Origin of the sequence: Pseudoduganella sp. S-14, from assembly GCF_049913285.1 — a bacterium.
Classification (GTDB): Bacteria; Pseudomonadota; Gammaproteobacteria; order Burkholderiales; family Burkholderiaceae_D; genus Rugamonas.
Map to the genome: position 1 here is coordinate 4015460 of NZ_CP183991.1, position 15349 is coordinate 4030808.

Genomic DNA, 15349 nt, shown 5'->3' on the forward strand with positions numbered 1-15349 from the left:
CATTCAATGGATAAGAAACTGGTTCTGATCGTGGCAGCCGTGCTGCTGGTGGGCGCAGGCGCCGCCGGCGGTGCGGTCTGGTACATGAAAGGCAAGAGTGCCGAGCCAGCCAAGGCGGCCGTGGAGGAAAAGAAAGCCGGTGAACCGCTGAAGTACCTGACCATCGAAAAAGTCATCGTCATGATGCGCCGCCAGCCGGGCGATACCGTGCCGCACTATATGTCGGCCGACCTGGTGATCTCCACCACGGCCAAGCAGGAAAAGGAAGCCAAGGAAGCCCTGCCGCTGCTGCGCAGCGTTGCCGTGCGCGCCCTGTCAGCCCTGCCGATGGAAAAGGCGTCCATGATGACCATTGACCAGTTTGTCGAGGAATTGAACAAGGCTTACGATGAAGCCTATGCCAAGGAGGCGCGCGAACGCCCCTTCCAGCAGGTCATGATTGGCAAGTTGATCCTGGAGTAAAGCCATGGGTTTGGTGGACACGGTTGCAGAGCCTTATGCGGAAAGCTACGGCGCAGTCAGCCTAGCGGACGAGCAAAAGCACCTGCTCGCCTACGCGCCGCTGGTCAAGCGCATTGTGCGCCAGCTTAACTCGCAGGTGCAGGGGGCGATCGACCGCGACGATATGGAGCAGATCGGCCTGATGGGCCTGCTTGAAGCGCTGCGCCGCTACGGTGCGCCCGACACCGGCTTTGGCAGTTATGCCTCGCTGCGGGTGCGCGGCGCCATCCTTGACGAGTTGCGGCGGCAGGACTGGCGCCCGCGCGCGGTGCGCCAGCAGAGCCACAAGATGCGTGACGCGGTGCGCGAGCTGACGCGCAAGCTGGGCCGCGAGCCCGGCGAGCAGGAAATCATGGGCGCGCTCGGCCTCGATGCCGAAGGCTACCAGGCCTATCTGCTGGACGAGAATGCGGAAACCATCGCCAGCTTCGATGAAATACTGCAAGACACGCTGGCCGACACCAGCAGCGTCGCCGGCCCGGAGGAGCAGCTGATGATACGGCGCAGCCTGGAACAAGCCCTGAACGGGCTGGACGAACGCGAACAGCGCGTGATCCAGATGTATTACGAATTCGAGCTCAGCTACAAAGAAATCGCCGCCGTGCTGGACCTGACGGACGCCCGCGTCTGCCAGTTGAACAAGCAGGCGCTGAACAAGATGAAAGCGGTGCTGGCGGCCTGAGCCGCAGCAGACCGGCAAGACCTACAGAAAGGCTTAAACCATGCAGCAACTATTCGGCATCATGATCGTGTTTGGCTCGGTGTTTGGTGGCTACGCCATGATGGGCGGCCATTTCACCGCGATCTGGCAGCCGCTGGAACTGCTGGTGATTGCCGGCGCCGGCATCGGCGCCTTCGTGATCGGCAACCCGCGCCACGTGCTGGCCGAGACCGGGGTGCAGGTCAAGCACCTGCTGTCGCGCAAGAAGTACGACTCCGAATTCCAGCGCCAACTGCTGCTGCTGATGTATGAGCTGCTGCAGCTGGCGGCCGGCGGCCTGAAGGCACTTGACGCCCACGTCGAGGCGCCGCGCGAATCGCCGCTGTTCCAGCGCTACCCGCTGATCCTGGACGAGCCGAAGCTGCTGGCTTTTATTGTCGATAACTTCCGCCTGATGGCCATGGGCAAGATCAACGCCCACGAACTGGAAGGCGTGCTGGAGCAGGAACTGGAAGCCATCCATGAAGAGCTGACCCAGCCCGCCAAGTCGCTTGGCAAGATCGGCGAAGCCATGCCCGGCTTCGGTATCCTGGCCGCGGTGCTGGGCATCGTGATCACCATGGGCACCGTGGGCGAAGGCGCCACCTCGGCCGAGATCGCCGAGCACGTCGGCGCCGCCATGGTCGGTACCTTCATCGGTATCTTCTTTTGCTACGGCGTGCTGGACCCGATTTCCAATATGCTCAAGCAACTGGTCAGCCAGGAAGCGTCCACCATGGAATGTGTGAAAGTGGTGCTGGTGACCCACGTGGCCGGCAAGCCGCCGCTGCTGGCGATCGACGCCGGGCGCCGCCTGGTGCAGCTGAACATCAAGCCAAGCTTCGCCCAGCTTGAAGGCTGGATCAATGCCATGGAAGGCGGCGACGAGCCGGAATCGACTTCGCGCCGAGGAGGTGGCCGTGCTAAAGCCGCATGACAAGCACCATGAGCAAACCATCGTCAAGCGCGGCGGCGGCAAGCACAAGCATGACGAACATGGCGGTGCCTGGAAAGTCGCCTTTGCCGACTTTTGCCTGGCCCTGATGTGCCTGTTCCTGGTGCTGTGGCTGATGGCCGTGCGCAACCAGGAATCGCTGGAACACGTGCTGACGCAGGCCGACGGCAGCAAGACCGACGTCGGCAAGGGCGTCATGCCGGAACAGGTGGGCGGCCCGCGCGGCAGCCTGATCGAACGCTTCCCGATGCCGCGCACCGGCAATACCGACGTGGACGGCAACGCCACCCAGGGGTTCAACAAGAGCCCGACCAATACGGCGGAAAACCGGGTGCGCTACGAGTCGCCGGAAGACCTCAAGCTGCTGGCGAAAACACTGACCAGGATGAGCGAGGAAAATGGCCTGGCCAGCAATCTTGAATCGGTGGTCACGCCCTACGGCTTGCGCGTGCTGTTGCACGATACCGACAGCCAGGGCATGTTCGTGCGCGGCTCGGCAGTGCCGACCGACAAATTTTCGCGCCTGCTGCAGAGCATGGGGCCGCTGTTTGCCAGGATGGAAAACCAGATGCTGATCGTCGGCCATACCGACTCGTCGCAATACGCCGACACCAGCTACAAGGCCTTCTCCAACTGGAACCTGTCCAGCAACCGCGCCATGGCGGCCCGTTCGCAATTGCTGGCCGGCACCATGCCACAGGAAAGCGTGCTGCAGGTGGTGGGCATGGCGGACCGTGCGCCGCTCGATGCGAAACGGGCCGATGCTGGCGTCAACCGCCGGATCGAATTGCTGATCCTGACTGCCACGCAGGCGAAAGCCATCGCCGATATGTTTGGCATGCCGAGCAGCAAGACTGCTATCATCCGGGAATCGGATTTGCCCGAGCCCGGCCTGTTGCAGCAATTGCGACAACAACTGCTGCCTGGCAAGGGGAAGAGCAATGGCAATTAATGTTAAGTCAAGAGGCAACCGTATGAGGATTTCCGGTTCCACCCCAGGCACCCCGGTGCAAGGCGTGGCCGACAGTGCGCCGGCCGAAGCGGCGCACCCGGCCGCCGCGCCGGCCGCCCAGCGCGAGCTGGAGTCGGCCGTGTTGCAACCTGCCATGAAAGCCCTGCAGCAGATGGGCGACATCGATCATGAACGCGTGGCCCAGCTGCGCGACGCGCTGGCCAAGGGCGAACTGCCGTTCGACGCCGGCAAGCTGGCCGGCCTGATCCAGAAATTCCACCGGGGCGAGCAGTGAAAGAGCTGTCCAGGCAAGAGGCCATGAAGATGCTGCTGGACGGCGTCCAGGCTGACTTGCAAAGTTACCAGCACATGCTGGACCTGATTGCCCAGCAGTTTGAGGCGGCGATCCGGCACCAAAGTGAACGGTTGGGAGAAATCGCTAAAGAAATCGGCGCTTTGGTCGATGTGCTAGAAGCGCGCCGCGTCCAGCGAGTCGACTTGGCGACCCGCCTGGTCGGCCCCCAGCCTTCCATGGAACAAGTGTTTACCCTGCTCAAGCCCGAAGCGCGTGCGCGCCTCGAAGCCGACTGGGCTGTACTGGAAGGCATGGTGCAGGCGGCGCGCGAAATGGGCCGCCGCAATGCTGACCTGCTGGCGGAGCAATACACCATCATGCAGCGCGTGCTGCATGGCGACGATCAAACCTATGAGCCGGTCTGAATTCACGCCTTTCCGGGCCTTTACGGCAGCCACCGCGCCGACCCAGGCCACGGCAGCCACCGTTAGCAATATGAGCGCCACGCGCCCTGCGCTGCCGGCCGCCTTCAGCCCTGCCCTGGCCGCCAACGCAGGCTTGGGCGGCACGGCCGCTGGCGGCGCGCGCCGCGCCACCTTCGGCCAGGTGCATGCCGAAGTCGCACGCTACATCGCCGCAGCCGACGCCCCGGCTGCCGCGCCGTCCAGCGCGGGCAGCGCCCTGACTGCCGACGGCGCCGCCCTGCGCGCGCGCCTTGCCGCGCGCGCCATTGGCGGCGGCGAGGCAGCGCCAGACACCAGCGTCCCGAGCGAGACCCAGCAAGCCTTCCTGGAAGCCATCCGTCCCCATGCGGAAGCAGCCGCCGCCCGCCTTGGCGTGGCGCCGGAACTGGTGGCCGCGCATGCGGCATTGGAATCGGGCTGGGGCCGTCATGCGCCGGGCAACAATATGTTCGGCATCAAGGCTGGCGGCAGCTGGCAAGGCGCGGTGCAGGCCTTGGCGACCATGGAAGTGGAAGATGGCGTGGCGCACAGCCGCAACGAGCGTTTCCGCGGCTATGGCGACGTCGGCGGTTCATTTGAGGACTATGCCGGCATGCTGCTCGACAATCCACGCTACCGGCGCGCCCTCAACACCGGCAGCGACGCGCAAGCCTTTGCCCACGCGCTACAGGCCGGCGGCTATGCCACCGATCCCGCCTACGCCGACAAGCTGGGCCGCGTCGCGGCCAGCATCAAGGCAAGTCAGCAGGCTCAACAGTCCCTGCATCAATAACGCGCGCCCGGATCTGGGTGCCGCTGCTGTTTTTCACACGGATAATGGCGCCGCGCGTGCCATTGTCCAGCGCCTCCCCCGCCATCGACACTTCAATCTGCTCGCGCTTGGCGACAATGCGTACCTGCTCGCCGCGCCTGACCAGTTGTGGTGCTGCCAACATGTTCTGCCGGATCACTTCGCCAGCGCGGATGGTGCGCCGCGCAGCCATGCCCTCGAGCTCCCCGAAATCGGAAAAAGCATCGGGAATCAAGGTGATATCGTGGCGCTCCCGCAACATGTCTATAGGCGACAGAATTTTTCCCGAAATTAAATCGGTGGCCGCAACTGCAACGTTTGCCGAGACCTTGCCCTTGGCAAGGAACTCATAGCGCCAACCTTGCAAGCTTGGGCAAATGACCACGAAGCGCATGCGCGCAATGCCGCGCTGGTCCAGGCTCTCGACCCGCGTTTCAGAGGGACAGGCCGGAATCGCGCGGTTGGTCTTGACCACTTCGACATCGAACTTCGGCTCCAGCCAGCGTTGGCTTTCTGCATTGTTTTTCAATTGATTTTCTGCAGCTAGTTTCACTTTGCTTAGCAATTCTTCCATTGTTGAAGCAGTTGCAACGCTGAAATTTAAAATTCCTATGAGCAATATTCCGCCGAAAACCTGTACAATGGGATTGTTGGGCATGGGCAATACCTTTAGTATGTAAATTCGCTGGGACATTACCAGAGGAGAGTAACAATGGCCATAAATTTCAAGGATGCGGTAGGTTTGCATGCGGATGCATTGCAGCTGCGTGCGCAACGTACGCGCATCCTGGCATCGAACATCGCCAACGAGAATACCCCGGGCTACTCAGCGCAGGATATCGACTTCAAGGAGTCCCTGTCGCGCGTCGAGGCGGAGCTGTCCGGCGAGCCAATCCTCGAGGGTGATGGCGAAACCAAGTTCCGCGTGCCCTACCATCCGAGCGGCGACGGCAACACCGTCGAAATTGGCGTGGAGCAAGCCGCTTTCTCGCAAAATGCAACTGACTTCGCAACCAGTTTGACCTTCATCAACATGAAATTGCGTGGCATCGCCAAAGCCATCAACGGTCAATAAGGGGATTTTTCATGAGCTTTAAAGACATTGCGCAAATTGCCGGTTCGGCGATGGCGGCGCAGACAGTGCGCCTGAATACCGTCGCCTCCAACCTGGCCAATGCCGACTCGGTGGCCGGCAGCGAGGCCGAGACCTACCGCGCCCGCAAGCCGGTATTTGCCACCGTCATGGACGACAACCTGGACGCCGCGGCCGGCGGCCGGGTGCAGGTGCTGGACGTGGTCGAGTCGGCCGAACCGCTGCGCAAGGTGTACGAGCCCGGCAACCCGTTGGCCAATGCCGACGGCATGGTGTTTTACCCGAACGTCAACCAGGTGGCCGAGATGACCGACATGATGTCGGCTTCGCGCGCTTTTGAAACCAATGTGGAAGTGCTGGGCCGCATTCGCGGCATGCAGGCTTCCCTGCTCAAACTCGGTGAATCCTGATGGAAACCAACCTGTTTACCAACGCTGCCGCGCAAAACAGCAACCCGACCGGCGTCGCGCTGAACGGCGCCTCCAACGAAGGGCGCGACATGTTCACCAAGCTGCTGGTAGCGCAGATCCAGAACCAGGACCCGCTGTCGCCGCAAGACCCGTCGCAGTTCGTCCAGCAATTGACCCAGCTCTCGCAAACCGAAGCGCTGCAGAACCTGGCCAGCCTGACTACGGCCAACGCCTCCGTGCTGCAATCGATGCAGGTGCTGGCAATGGGCGCCCAGGTCGGCTCCGACGTGATGGTGCAGTCCAGCCAGGTGAACATCGACGGCCACAAGGTGGTGGGCGAAGCGACCCTGGGCAGCAGCTCGGCCAAGACCAGCCTGGTCCTGACCGGCAGCAACGGCCAACAGTATGAAATCGTCATGGGCACCCTGCCTGCGGGCACCCACCAGTTCAGCATCGACCCGGCCGCGCTCGGCCTGCCAGCCGGCAGCTATGCCATGCGCCTGGCCAGCGAGAGCAACCCGAACGCGCCGCTGGCCGTGCTGGGCCGCCTCGACAGCGTTCAGGTCGGCGCCGCCGGTAGCGTTACCGTCAAGATTGATTCCGTGGGCGACGTGTCGCCTTCCGCCATTACCGCATTCCGGGGCAAAACCCCGACTTCCGCTATTTAACGAAAGGTCCTCGCCATGAGTTTCGATATCGCTTTGTCCGGCATCCAGGCCATCAACGAGCAACTGGGCACGATTTCCAACAATATCGCCAACGCCGGGACCTACGGTTTCAAGTCCAGCCGCGCCAACTTCGCCTCGCTGCACGCGGGTGCGCAGCCGACCGGCGTGCACGTCGGTTCGACCACCCAGTCGATCGGCCTGAACGGCGGCATCCAGGCCACCAACCGCGGCCTGGACGCCCTGATCAATGGCCGCGGCTTCTTCGTGGCCAAGGATTCCACCGGCCAGACCAACTACACCCGCGTCGGCATCTTCACCAAGGATGCCACCGATTTCCTGGTCAACAGCGCCGGCGCCAAGGTACAGGGCTTCCAGCTGACCCCGCCAAGCATGGTGGCCGGCCCGATGGGCGACATCAAGGTGCCGACCAACCTGCTGACCGCCAAGGCCACCACCAACATCGATTTCGTGGCCAATATGTCGGCCGACTGGACGGTACCGACCGGCAATATCACCACCAAGCTGCCGAACGCTACTGTCACCCCGGCCGTGGTGCCCGATGCAAACATGTACAACATGTCCAAGGTCACCGTGGTGCACGACTCACTGGGCAATGAACACACCGTGACCCAGTATTTCGTGAAAGACGTTGCAGCACGTACCGTGAAGGTGTACTCGGCAGTGGACGGCACCGACCTGGGCGCCGCCGGCGGTTCGCCGTACACCCTGACCTTCGACACCAGCGGCCAGCTGGACCTGGCAGCCAACGGCGGCGCCTCCTATGCCCACAACCTGAGCTTTGCCGCCGCCCCGGCAGCGGCCATGACCGTCGAGATCGACTACACCGGCACCACCTTCCAGAAAGGCGAATCGACCACCTCGACCAACGCCGCCGACGGCTATGCGGCCGGCAGCTACGTGGGCGTGGAACTGGACCAGGCCGGCAATGTGGTGGCCAAGTACTCCAACGGCGAAAAGCAAGCCATCGCCCGCCTGGCGATCGCCACCTTCCCGGACGAAGATGCGCTGACCCCGATCAATGAAACCGCCTGGACCGCGAACGTCCAGTCCGGCAACGCCAACCTGTCCGAAGCTGGCCAGGGCGTGGCGGGTTCGCTGACCGTCGCTTCGCTGGAAACCTCCAACGTCGACGTGACGTCGGAACTGGTCAGCCTGATGACGTCGCAGCGCAACTACCAGGCCAACTCCAAGGTCATCACCGCGGAGAACGAGATGCTGCAGTCGCTGATGCAGGCCCTGTAAGAAAGGCGCACTGAATGGACGCGCTGATCTACACCGCGATGAGCGGCGCCGAGCGGGCCATGCGTGGCCAGCAGGTGCACGCCAACAACCTGGCCAACCTCGACACCAACGGCTTTCGCGCCAACCTCGAGCTGGCGCAGGCGGCCAAGCTGCCCGGCTACGGCTACGACGACCGCCACATGTCGCAGCTGCAGTCGAACGCGGTCACCGACCGCCAGGGCGCGCTGCGCCAGACCGGCCGTGAACTGGACGTGGCCATCTCCGGCCCCGGCTATTTCGCCGTGCAGGGACCGAACGGCGAAGGCTACACCCGCGCCGGCGCCATCACCCTCGACGCCGACGGCACCATGACCGTCAACGGCATGCAGCTGCTGGGCGAAGGCGGCCCGATCACCCTGCCGCTGCACCGCAAGGTGGAGATCGGCCAGGACGGCACCGTCTCCATCCTGGGCCCGACCGCCAATGCCGAAATGCAGGTGATCGACAAGCTCAAGCTGGTGCGCGCCGAAGCGTCCGAGCTGACCAAGAACGAAGCCGGCCTGCTGGTGGCGCGCGACGGCCAGCTGCTGGGTGCCGACCCGACCGTGCAAGTGCGGGCCGGCCACCTGGAGGGCGCCAACGTGACGGCGGTCGAGGAAATGGTAGCCACCATGAGCCTGAACCGCACCTTTGAAATCCAGATGAAATTGTTCAAGGCCGCCGACGACATGACCTCGGTCGGCAACAAACTGATTAGCGGCTAACAGGAGAATCCCGATGAATCCAGCAATGTGGATCAGCAAGACCGGCGTGCAGGCGCAAGACGCGAAGCTGCAGGCTATCGCCAACAACCTGGCCAACGCCAATACCGTCGGCTTCAAGCGCGACCGCGTGGTGTTCGAAGACCTGTTCTATTCGATCGACCAGCAGCCGGGCGCCCAGCGGGCCGACAACAACACCCTGAACCCTTCCGGCGTGCAGATGGGTAACGGTACCCACCTGGTCGGCACCCAGAAGATCTTCACCAACGGCAATGTGCAAACCACCAATAACGCGCTCGACGTGGCCGTGCTGGGCAATGGCTTCCTGCAGGTGCGCCGCCCGAACGGCGAGCCGGCCTATACCCGCGCCGGCCAGTTGCAAGTGGATAAGGACGGCGTACTGGTCAACGCTTCCGGCCTGCCGCTGGTGCCGCAGATCACCGTGCCAGCCAATGCCACCGCCATCACCATCGGCGAGAACGGCACCGTGTCGGCCACCATTCCGGGCAATACCACGCCGACCGAACTGGGCCAGCTGACCCTGACCTCCTTCATCAACCCGACCGGCCTGCAAGCGCTGGGCGAAAACCTGTTCGCGGAAACCCCGGCCTCGGGCGCCCCGACCGAAGGCCGCCCTGGCGATGCCCAGTTCGGCAAGCTCAAGCAGGGCGCGCTGGAAGGCTCCAATGTGCAGGTGGTGGAAGAGATGGTGGACATGATCGCTGCCCAGCGCACCTACGAAATGAACACCAAAGTTTTGACGGCAGCGGATAATATGCTGCAGTACCTGGCACAGGCCGCACGCTGATGAAAACCGCCCTGCCCGCGCTGGCCCTGGTGCTGCTGGCTGGCTGCTCCAGCCTGCAGCCCACTGTACGCCCGGCGCCTTTCGACGAAACCCCTGCCGTGTCGCGCAGCGCCTTGCCGCGCGGCACCTCGGGCGGCGTCTTCAATCCGGACAGCAGCATCTCGCTGGTGTCGGACAGCCGCGCCTTCCGCGTCGGCGATATCGTCACCGTGATCTTGCAGGAAACCACGCATGCATCGAAGAGTGCCGGCACCACCCTGGCCAAGGATTCCAGCGTCGGCATCGCCTCACCTGGCCTGCTGGGCAAGACCTTCCCCAAAGCCGGTGTCGATATTTCGGCTGAGCGCGGTTTCAAGGGCGATGCCCAGAGCACACAGCAAAATGCCCTGAGCGGCGCGATTACCGTGATCGTGCAGGAAGTGATGCCGAACGGCTTGCTGAAAGTCGCCGGCGAGAAAGTGCTGACCCTGAACCAGGGCGAAGAATTCGTGCGCCTGCGCGGCTTCCTGCGCGCGGCCGATATCGATGCCAACAACCAGGTGTCGTCGCAGCGCATCGCCAACGCCCGCATCGCCTACGGCGCACAGGGCACGCTGGCCGAGACCAACCAGCCCGGCTGGCTGACGCGTTTCTTCCTTGGTCCTTTGATGCCTTTCTGAGGTGATGCATATGTTCAGCTTCAAAACCGGCAAAGCAGCCGGATCGCCGTACCGGCCTGATCCTGCGGGTCTGACACGGGTTTACCGGTTCGTGGCAGCACTGCTGCTGGCGGTCGTCATCCCCGCCATCCCCGCCACTGCCGCACCGCAGCTGCGCAACCTGGTCGCCATCGAAGGCGTACGCGACAACCCCCTGGTCGGCTACGGCCTGGTCGTCGGCCTGAATGGCTCCGGCGATTCGACGCAGGTCAAGTTTGCCAGCCAGTCGGTGGTCAACATGCTCAAGCAGTTCGGCGTGAAAATGCCGGACGGCGCCGACGCCAAGTCCAAGAACGTGGCCGCCGTGATGGTGTCCGCCGTCTTCCCGCCAGGCTACCGCCGCGGCCAGCCGATCGACGTTACGGTGTCCTCGCTGGGCGACGCCAAAAGCCTGCGCGGCGGCTCCCTGCTGCTGACCCCGCTCAAAGCCGCCGACAACGAAGTCTACGCGCTGGCCCAGGGCAATGTGGTGGTGGGCGGCCTGTCCGCTTCCGGCAAGAGCGGCTCTTCGGTCACCGTCAACACCCCGACCGCCGGCCGCATCCCGAACGGCGCCGTGATCGAACGCGAAATCGCCACCGACTTCGCCAGCAAGCCCTCGGTGCACCTGTCGCTGAAACAGCCGAACTTCGAAACCGCCACCAATATCGTGGAAGCGATCAACCGCAAGTTCGGCGACGTCGCCAGCACGGCAGACGGCACCGGCATCGACGTGCTGGCGCCGCAGAACCCGACCCAGCGCGTGGCCTTCATGGCCAAGCTGGAGGCGCTGCCGATCGAAGTCGGCCAGGACGTGCCGAAAGTCGTGTTCAACTCGCGCACCGGCACCGTGGTGATTGCCGACGGCCTGCGCGTGAAGGCTGCCGCGGTCACCCACGGCTCGCTGAAAGTGGTGATTTCGGAAAGCTCGAAAGTGAGCCAGCCGGCGCCATTCAGCCAGGGCCAGACTGCCATCACCCCGCAATCGAACGTGGCGGTGAACGAAGCCAAGCCGCAAATGTTCAAATGGCCGGCAGGCGCCAAGCTGCAAGCCATCATCGACGTGGTCAACAGCCTGGGCGCGACACCGGATGACATCATGGCGATCCTGCAAGCGCTGGACCAGGCCGGCGCCATCGAAGGCGAACTGGTGGTGATCTGATGGACAGCCGCTTCCTGCCCCTGCCAGTGCGCAAGCTGGACATCGGCCAGCCCGAACAAGCGACAGTCGGGCAGGCTGCGCCTGCCGCGCAAACCGAGGAAACGCGCTACCGCGACAAAGCCACCGACGCGGCCGTCAAGTTCGAGAGCTTCTTCATCGCCCAGACGCTGCACAAGATGCGTGACGCCACCAAGGCCATGGCCGACGACGACAGCATCTATAAAGACTCGATCAACAGCGACATGCTGGACATGGCCGACAATATGGTCGCCGACCAGCTTGCCGGCCGCCGCGCCTTCGGCGTTGCCGACGCCATCCTGCGCCAGGTGCTGCCGCCGGCCGGGGACGCCGCGGCTTCCCAACCGGAAATTTCAGTTTTATCCAAGAAAAATCCGACCGACGCTTAATCTCCCCGGTGGCGCGGTCGCCTTTACTCGTTAACGGGTCAAGATGCCACTAGGCAACGGCCCAGCCTAAGGGAAGATTGACCATGTCGATTATCAACAATGCACTGTCCGGATCGTTGGCCGCCCAGACTGCCATCAACACGACCAGCCAGAACATTGCAAACTTGCAAACGAAGGGCTATACCCGCCAGGGCGTGCTGCTGTCGGCGGTCGCCCCCTCGACGGGCTCCGGCGGCCCCGGTTTCGGCGTCGAGGTCAGCAAGCTGATCCGATTCTCCGATTCGTACAAGAGCCAGCAATTGTGGCGCGCCAACTCCGAACTCGGCTCGCGCACCCAGTCCCAGCCCTATTTCACCCAGCTCGAACGCGTGATGGGCGATGAGCAGACCAGCCTGTCGAACGGCGTCGACCAGTTCTTCCGCGCCCTGAACGCGGCCGGCGTGGACCCGGTCTCGACCCCGCTGCGCCAGCAGGTGCTGACCGCCGCCAACGCCATGGCGCAATCGTTCAACAGCATCTACGACGTCACCCGCCAGCAGCAAGTATCGATCACGCAGCAGCGCGACGCCATGCTGCCGCAACTGAACACCCTGAGCGCCAATATCGCAGCCCTGAACCAGCGCATCACCCAGGCCGGCTCGCTGGGCACCAATACTTCGGCCCTGGTCGACGAGCGCGACCGCGCCATCGATGCGCTGGCCAACCTGGTCTCGGTCGAGGTGCTGGAACAGCCCGACGGCACCCGCACCGTTTCCCTGCGCAGCGGCCAGCCGCTGGTGGTAGGCAACCTGGCCGGCACGCTGTCGATGAACCCTTCGACCACGCCAGCCTCGCTGGAACTGAAGTTCGCCGGCACCACCTTCGGCCTGGACGACACCAAGGTCGGCGGCCAGCTCGGCGGCCTGGGCGACTTTGAGAAGAATACCCTGGCGCCGCTGCAGCAATCGATGGTCGACATGGCCGACCAGATGGCAAACCTGGTCAACACCCAGCTGGCCGCCGGCTTCAAGCCGAACGGCGCGGCCGGCACGGCCCTGTTCACTTTCAACCCGACCGGCGCCGGCGGCATCCTCGGCACCACGCCCGGCATCCAGGCCGCCGACCTCGCCTTCTCGTCCGACGGCACGCCCGGCGACAGCGGCAACCTGCAACAGCTGATCGGCATCAAGGGCAAGCCCGTCACCCTGGCCTCGATCGGCACCGTGCTGCTGGGCGACGCCGATACCCAGCTGGTGGGCAAGCTGGGCATCGACAGCCGGCAAAACCAGTCGCTGCTGGAAACCGCCAGCACCATCCGCCAGCAGTCTGAAGACGACTGGGCTGCAACCAGTGCCGTCAACAAGGACGAAGAAGCAATCAACCTGGTGGAATTCCAGAATATGTACCAGGCGAACATGAAAGTGATCGCCGTGGCCAACACCCTGTTCGACGCCACGCTGGCGCTGTTCTGAGGATTATTGACATGCGTATCGCCTCCAGCCAGTTCCAGGCCTCCATGAACCGCTCGCTGCAGATCAACCAGACGGTGATTGCCAAGCTGACCGAGCAGATGGCCACCGGCAACAAGATCCAGGTGCCATCGGACGAACCGATCGCCAATGTGCGCCTGTCGCGCCTGCGCCGCGAAGAAAACATCGTCAGCCAGTACGTCGAGAATATCGACGCCGTGAAGATCCGCCTGTCCAAGAACGAGACCTACCTGAGCTCGATGGTCGACGACATGGGCTCGGTGCGCGACCTGTTCGTCTGGGCGTCGGACGGCTCGAACACCCCGGCCGACCTCAATTCCATGGTCAACAGCCTGGTCGCCCTGCGCGACTCGCTCTACTTCAACGGCAACACGCGCGACCAGGAAGGCAAGTACATCTTCTCCGGCACGCTGACCTCGACCCCGGCCCTGAGCTTCAATTCCGCGGCCGCCATCGGCTCGCGCTACAGCTATACCGGCAATAACGGCAGCCAGGAAGTGGTGGTTGGCAATGGCATCACCCAGCCGGCCAACGTCACGGTCGACGGCATGCAAGACTACCTGAACAAGCTGGACGTCGCGATCGACATGCTGAAGCAGCCCACCGTCAGCGCCGGCGACCCGGTGCTGCAGGCCGCCCTGAAATCCGCACTGGACGGCACCGACAGCGCGCTCGGCCTGGTCTCGGGCAAGATTGCCCAGTTTGGCGGCGCGCAGAACGTGATGGAAACCCTGGCCAACAACCACGGCAACGTCAGCCTGTCGAACAAGATCGCCATCACCGATATTGCTCAATTGGATTACGGCCTCGCGGCCACCCAGCTGTCTGGTTACAATAGCGCCCTACAAGCAACCTACCAGGCTTATTCCAAGGTCAGCGGACTATCGCTATTTAACGTACTGTAAATATCATGGAAATCGCCCAGCGCCCCAGCACGACCGGCCTCTCCGCCCGCGCCACCGCCAACCCGGCGGCGGGCCAGGCCGAGAGCACGCCGACAGATGCCGGCGCGGCGATCGACCCCGCCGCCCCCAAGGCGCCCGCGCCCCTGCGCCGCGGCCTGAGCAATATGGACGCCCCGCTGCAAAACGACGTCTCGGGCGCCCAGCAAGCCATCGACTTCCTCGAGCAAAGCGCAGCCCAGCTGCGTGCGCTGAAAACCGACATCGCCGCCAAGCTGGCCACGCGTACCATGCGCGACGGGCAGGTCGAGCAGCGCGTGCGCCAGTTCAGCGAAACCTGGCGCAACCGCAGCCAAGCCTCCGGCGGTACGCTCGACGCACAACTGAACTACTCCAAGCAGCCCGCGATCCAGCGCTTTACCGTGCGCGGCATGACGCTGGCCAACCTGCGCAATGGCGCCCGCGAAACCCTGGCCATCTCGGTCGGCGGCGGCACTGCCGGCCTGCGCTCGGTGCACCTGGCGCCCGGCCTGTCCGACGCCGAAGTCATTTCCCGCTTCGACCAGGCGATGGCCCCGGCCGGGGTGCGCGTCTCGGTCAACAAGGATGGCGAGCTGGTGTTCACGGCACCGGAAAGCGCCTGGCCCGCGATACGCGATTCGCTGGCCGTGCAAGGCTCCGGCATCCGCTTCCCGGCCGGCCAGCTCAACCGCATCAAGGCCGACGCCGAAGTGCCGGTGGTCGTGCCCGAAGGCTGGGGCACGGCCGACATCGAGTCCATGCGCGCCACGCTGCAGCAGGTGACGCAAGCGCTGGCCCACGTCGAAGCCGCCCTGTCCAAGGTGCGCCAGGAACTGGCCTCCGCCACCCAGCGCGTCGAAAGCGAGCTGCCGGAAATCGAAGTAGCCGGCATGGGCCAGATGGCCGAAGTCTTCGCCAGCTTCGCCAAGGAGCCGGGCTACGCCTCCCTGGTCTCCCTCACCTCCGCCCTGGTCGGCATCAACCGCGACCGCGTCGTCTCCCTGTTACGCCTAAGTTAAAAGTCGGGGTCAGGTCTGGCAATCCGCCATTTCTTGCGCGGGCGCAAGACTTA

General features: G+C 63.8%; 20 protein-coding genes. 19 read left to right on the top strand and 1 reads right to left on the bottom strand.

Features of this window, described 5'->3' with window-relative positions; genetic code table 11:
* Positions 1-6 precede the first annotated feature (6 nt).
* Genes ACN9MZ_RS18275 through ACN9MZ_RS18305 form a run of 7 tightly spaced genes read left to right on the top strand, consistent with a single transcriptional unit; the run spans position 7 to position 4639 of the window.
* Positions 7-462 carry a flagellar basal body-associated FliL family protein gene (locus tag ACN9MZ_RS18275; protein ID WP_426338378.1) on the top strand — a complete coding sequence of 152 codons (456 nt, stop codon included), beginning with the start codon at positions 7-9 and terminating at the stop codon, positions 460-462.
* Positions 463-466: 4 nt separating this feature from the next.
* Positions 467-1183, top strand: coding sequence for a FliA/WhiG family RNA polymerase sigma factor (locus tag ACN9MZ_RS18280; RefSeq protein WP_426338379.1), 717 nt, complete (start codon positions 467-469; stop codon positions 1181-1183).
* A 40-nt stretch (positions 1184-1223) separates the two neighbouring features.
* Positions 1224-2138, top strand: coding sequence for a flagellar motor stator protein MotA (gene motA, locus ACN9MZ_RS18285; protein ID WP_426338380.1), 915 nt, complete (start codon positions 1224-1226; stop codon positions 2136-2138).
* On the top strand, positions 2122-3108 hold the full coding sequence (locus tag ACN9MZ_RS18290; protein ID WP_426338381.1) for a flagellar motor protein MotB: 987 nt from the start codon (positions 2122-2124) through the stop codon (positions 3106-3108). The genes motA and ACN9MZ_RS18290 overlap by 17 nt, the downstream gene beginning before the upstream one ends.
* A gap of 22 nt (positions 3109-3130) precedes the next feature.
* Positions 3131-3403: a flagellar biosynthesis anti-sigma factor FlgM gene (gene flgM / locus ACN9MZ_RS18295; protein ID WP_426338382.1), complete on the top strand. Its 273-nt coding sequence runs from the start codon at positions 3131-3133 to the stop codon at positions 3401-3403.
* A gap of 23 nt (positions 3404-3426) precedes the next feature.
* A complete protein-coding gene (gene flgN / locus ACN9MZ_RS18300) occupies positions 3427-3828 on the top strand; it encodes a flagellar export chaperone FlgN (protein WP_426338383.1) in 402 nt (133 codons plus the stop codon).
* Complete coding sequence (locus ACN9MZ_RS18305) at positions 3815-4639, top strand: glycoside hydrolase family 73 protein (RefSeq protein WP_426338384.1); 825 nt, start codon at positions 3815-3817, stop codon at positions 4637-4639. Before flgN ends, ACN9MZ_RS18305 begins: the two co-directional genes overlap by 14 nt.
* Here ACN9MZ_RS18305 and flgA read toward each other — a convergent pair.
* A complete protein-coding gene (flgA, locus tag ACN9MZ_RS18310) occupies positions 4599-5315 on the bottom strand; it encodes a flagellar basal body P-ring formation chaperone FlgA (protein ID WP_426338385.1) in 717 nt (238 codons plus the stop codon). The genes ACN9MZ_RS18305 and flgA overlap by 41 nt on opposite strands.
* Positions 5316-5369: 54 nt before the next feature.
* Between flgA and flgB the strand changes: the two genes are divergently transcribed.
* From flgB to ACN9MZ_RS18370, 12 genes are all read left to right on the top strand, one after another.
* A complete protein-coding gene (flgB, locus tag ACN9MZ_RS18315) occupies positions 5370-5732 on the top strand; it encodes a flagellar basal body rod protein FlgB (RefSeq protein ID WP_426338386.1) in 363 nt (120 codons plus the stop codon).
* A gap of 11 nt (positions 5733-5743) precedes the next feature.
* Entirely contained in the window at positions 5744-6160 is a 417-nt protein-coding gene (gene flgC / locus ACN9MZ_RS18320) for a flagellar basal body rod protein FlgC (protein ID WP_090436448.1), read from the top strand.
* Positions 6160-6828 (top strand): flagellar hook capping FlgD N-terminal domain-containing protein, encoded by a 669-nt coding sequence (locus tag ACN9MZ_RS18325; protein WP_426338387.1) that lies wholly within the window; start codon positions 6160-6162, stop codon positions 6826-6828. Before flgC ends, ACN9MZ_RS18325 begins: the two co-directional genes overlap by 1 nt.
* Positions 6829-6843: 15 nt before the next feature.
* A complete protein-coding gene (locus tag ACN9MZ_RS18330) occupies positions 6844-8091 on the top strand; it encodes a flagellar hook protein FlgE (RefSeq protein WP_426338388.1) in 1248 nt (415 codons plus the stop codon).
* Positions 8092-8105: 14 nt separating this feature from the next.
* The gene (locus tag ACN9MZ_RS18335; protein ID WP_426338389.1) at positions 8106-8834 is read left to right on the top strand and encodes a flagellar basal body rod protein FlgF; all 729 of its coding nucleotides are present in this window, start codon (positions 8106-8108) and stop codon (positions 8832-8834) included.
* Positions 8835-8847: 13 nt separating this feature from the next.
* Positions 8848-9639 carry a flagellar basal-body rod protein FlgG gene (gene flgG, locus ACN9MZ_RS18340; protein WP_426338390.1) on the top strand — a complete coding sequence of 264 codons (792 nt, stop codon included), beginning with the start codon at positions 8848-8850 and terminating at the stop codon, positions 9637-9639.
* Entirely contained in the window at positions 9639-10298 is a 660-nt protein-coding gene (gene flgH / locus ACN9MZ_RS18345) for a flagellar basal body L-ring protein FlgH (RefSeq protein WP_426338391.1), read from the top strand. The genes flgG and flgH overlap by 1 nt, the downstream gene beginning before the upstream one ends.
* Positions 10299-10308: 10 nt before the next feature.
* Positions 10309-11478: a flagellar basal body P-ring protein FlgI gene (locus ACN9MZ_RS18350; protein WP_426338392.1), complete on the top strand. Its 1170-nt coding sequence runs from the start codon at positions 10309-10311 to the stop codon at positions 11476-11478.
* Positions 11478-11885 carry a peptidoglycan hydrolase gene (locus ACN9MZ_RS18355; protein WP_426338393.1) on the top strand — a complete coding sequence of 136 codons (408 nt, stop codon included), beginning with the start codon at positions 11478-11480 and terminating at the stop codon, positions 11883-11885. The genes ACN9MZ_RS18350 and ACN9MZ_RS18355 overlap by 1 nt, the downstream gene beginning before the upstream one ends.
* Before the next feature lie 83 nt (positions 11886-11968).
* Positions 11969-13336, top strand: a complete 1368-nt coding sequence (flgK, locus tag ACN9MZ_RS18360) for a flagellar hook-associated protein FlgK (RefSeq protein WP_426338394.1) — start codon at positions 11969-11971, stop codon at positions 13334-13336.
* A gap of 11 nt (positions 13337-13347) precedes the next feature.
* Positions 13348-14259 (top strand): flagellar hook-associated protein FlgL, encoded by a 912-nt coding sequence (flgL, locus tag ACN9MZ_RS18365; RefSeq protein WP_426338395.1) that lies wholly within the window; start codon positions 13348-13350, stop codon positions 14257-14259.
* Positions 14260-14264: 5 nt separating this feature from the next.
* Entirely contained in the window at positions 14265-15296 is a 1032-nt protein-coding gene (locus ACN9MZ_RS18370; protein ID WP_426338396.1) for a hypothetical protein, read from the top strand.
* Positions 15297-15349: the final 53 nt, after the last annotated feature.

Coding starts and splice junctions, on each gene's coding strand:
- ACN9MZ_RS18280 (WP_426338379.1), top strand. CDS start 467: ATGGGTTTGGTGGACACGGTTGCAGAGCCTTATGCGGAAAGCTACGGC.
- ACN9MZ_RS18275 (WP_426338378.1), top strand. CDS start 7: ATGGATAAGAAACTGGTTCTGATCGTGGCAGCCGTGCTGCTGGTGGGC.
- flgK (WP_426338394.1), top strand. CDS start 11,969: ATGTCGATTATCAACAATGCACTGTCCGGATCGTTGGCCGCCCAGACT.
- ACN9MZ_RS18335 (WP_426338389.1), top strand. CDS start 8,106: ATGGACGCGCTGATCTACACCGCGATGAGCGGCGCCGAGCGGGCCATG.
- ACN9MZ_RS18350 (WP_426338392.1), top strand. CDS start 10,309: ATGTTCAGCTTCAAAACCGGCAAAGCAGCCGGATCGCCGTACCGGCCT.
- flgM (WP_426338382.1), top strand. CDS start 3,131: ATGAGGATTTCCGGTTCCACCCCAGGCACCCCGGTGCAAGGCGTGGCC.
- flgL (WP_426338395.1), top strand. CDS start 13,348: ATGCGTATCGCCTCCAGCCAGTTCCAGGCCTCCATGAACCGCTCGCTG.
- motA (WP_426338380.1), top strand. CDS start 1,224: ATGCAGCAACTATTCGGCATCATGATCGTGTTTGGCTCGGTGTTTGGT.
- flgA (WP_426338385.1), bottom strand. CDS start 5,315: ATGCCCAACAATCCCATTGTACAGGTTTTCGGCGGAATATTGCTCATA.
- ACN9MZ_RS18330 (WP_426338388.1), top strand. CDS start 6,844: ATGAGTTTCGATATCGCTTTGTCCGGCATCCAGGCCATCAACGAGCAA.
- flgN (WP_426338383.1), top strand. CDS start 3,427: ATGAAGATGCTGCTGGACGGCGTCCAGGCTGACTTGCAAAGTTACCAG.
- flgB (WP_426338386.1), top strand. CDS start 5,370: ATGGCCATAAATTTCAAGGATGCGGTAGGTTTGCATGCGGATGCATTG.
- ACN9MZ_RS18305 (WP_426338384.1), top strand. CDS start 3,815: ATGAGCCGGTCTGAATTCACGCCTTTCCGGGCCTTTACGGCAGCCACC.
- flgG (WP_426338390.1), top strand. CDS start 8,848: ATGAATCCAGCAATGTGGATCAGCAAGACCGGCGTGCAGGCGCAAGAC.
- flgH (WP_426338391.1), top strand. CDS start 9,639: ATGAAAACCGCCCTGCCCGCGCTGGCCCTGGTGCTGCTGGCTGGCTGC.
- ACN9MZ_RS18370 (WP_426338396.1), top strand. CDS start 14,265: ATGGAAATCGCCCAGCGCCCCAGCACGACCGGCCTCTCCGCCCGCGCC.
- ACN9MZ_RS18325 (WP_426338387.1), top strand. CDS start 6,160: ATGGAAACCAACCTGTTTACCAACGCTGCCGCGCAAAACAGCAACCCG.
- flgC (WP_090436448.1), top strand. CDS start 5,744: ATGAGCTTTAAAGACATTGCGCAAATTGCCGGTTCGGCGATGGCGGCG.
- ACN9MZ_RS18355 (WP_426338393.1), top strand. CDS start 11,478: ATGGACAGCCGCTTCCTGCCCCTGCCAGTGCGCAAGCTGGACATCGGC.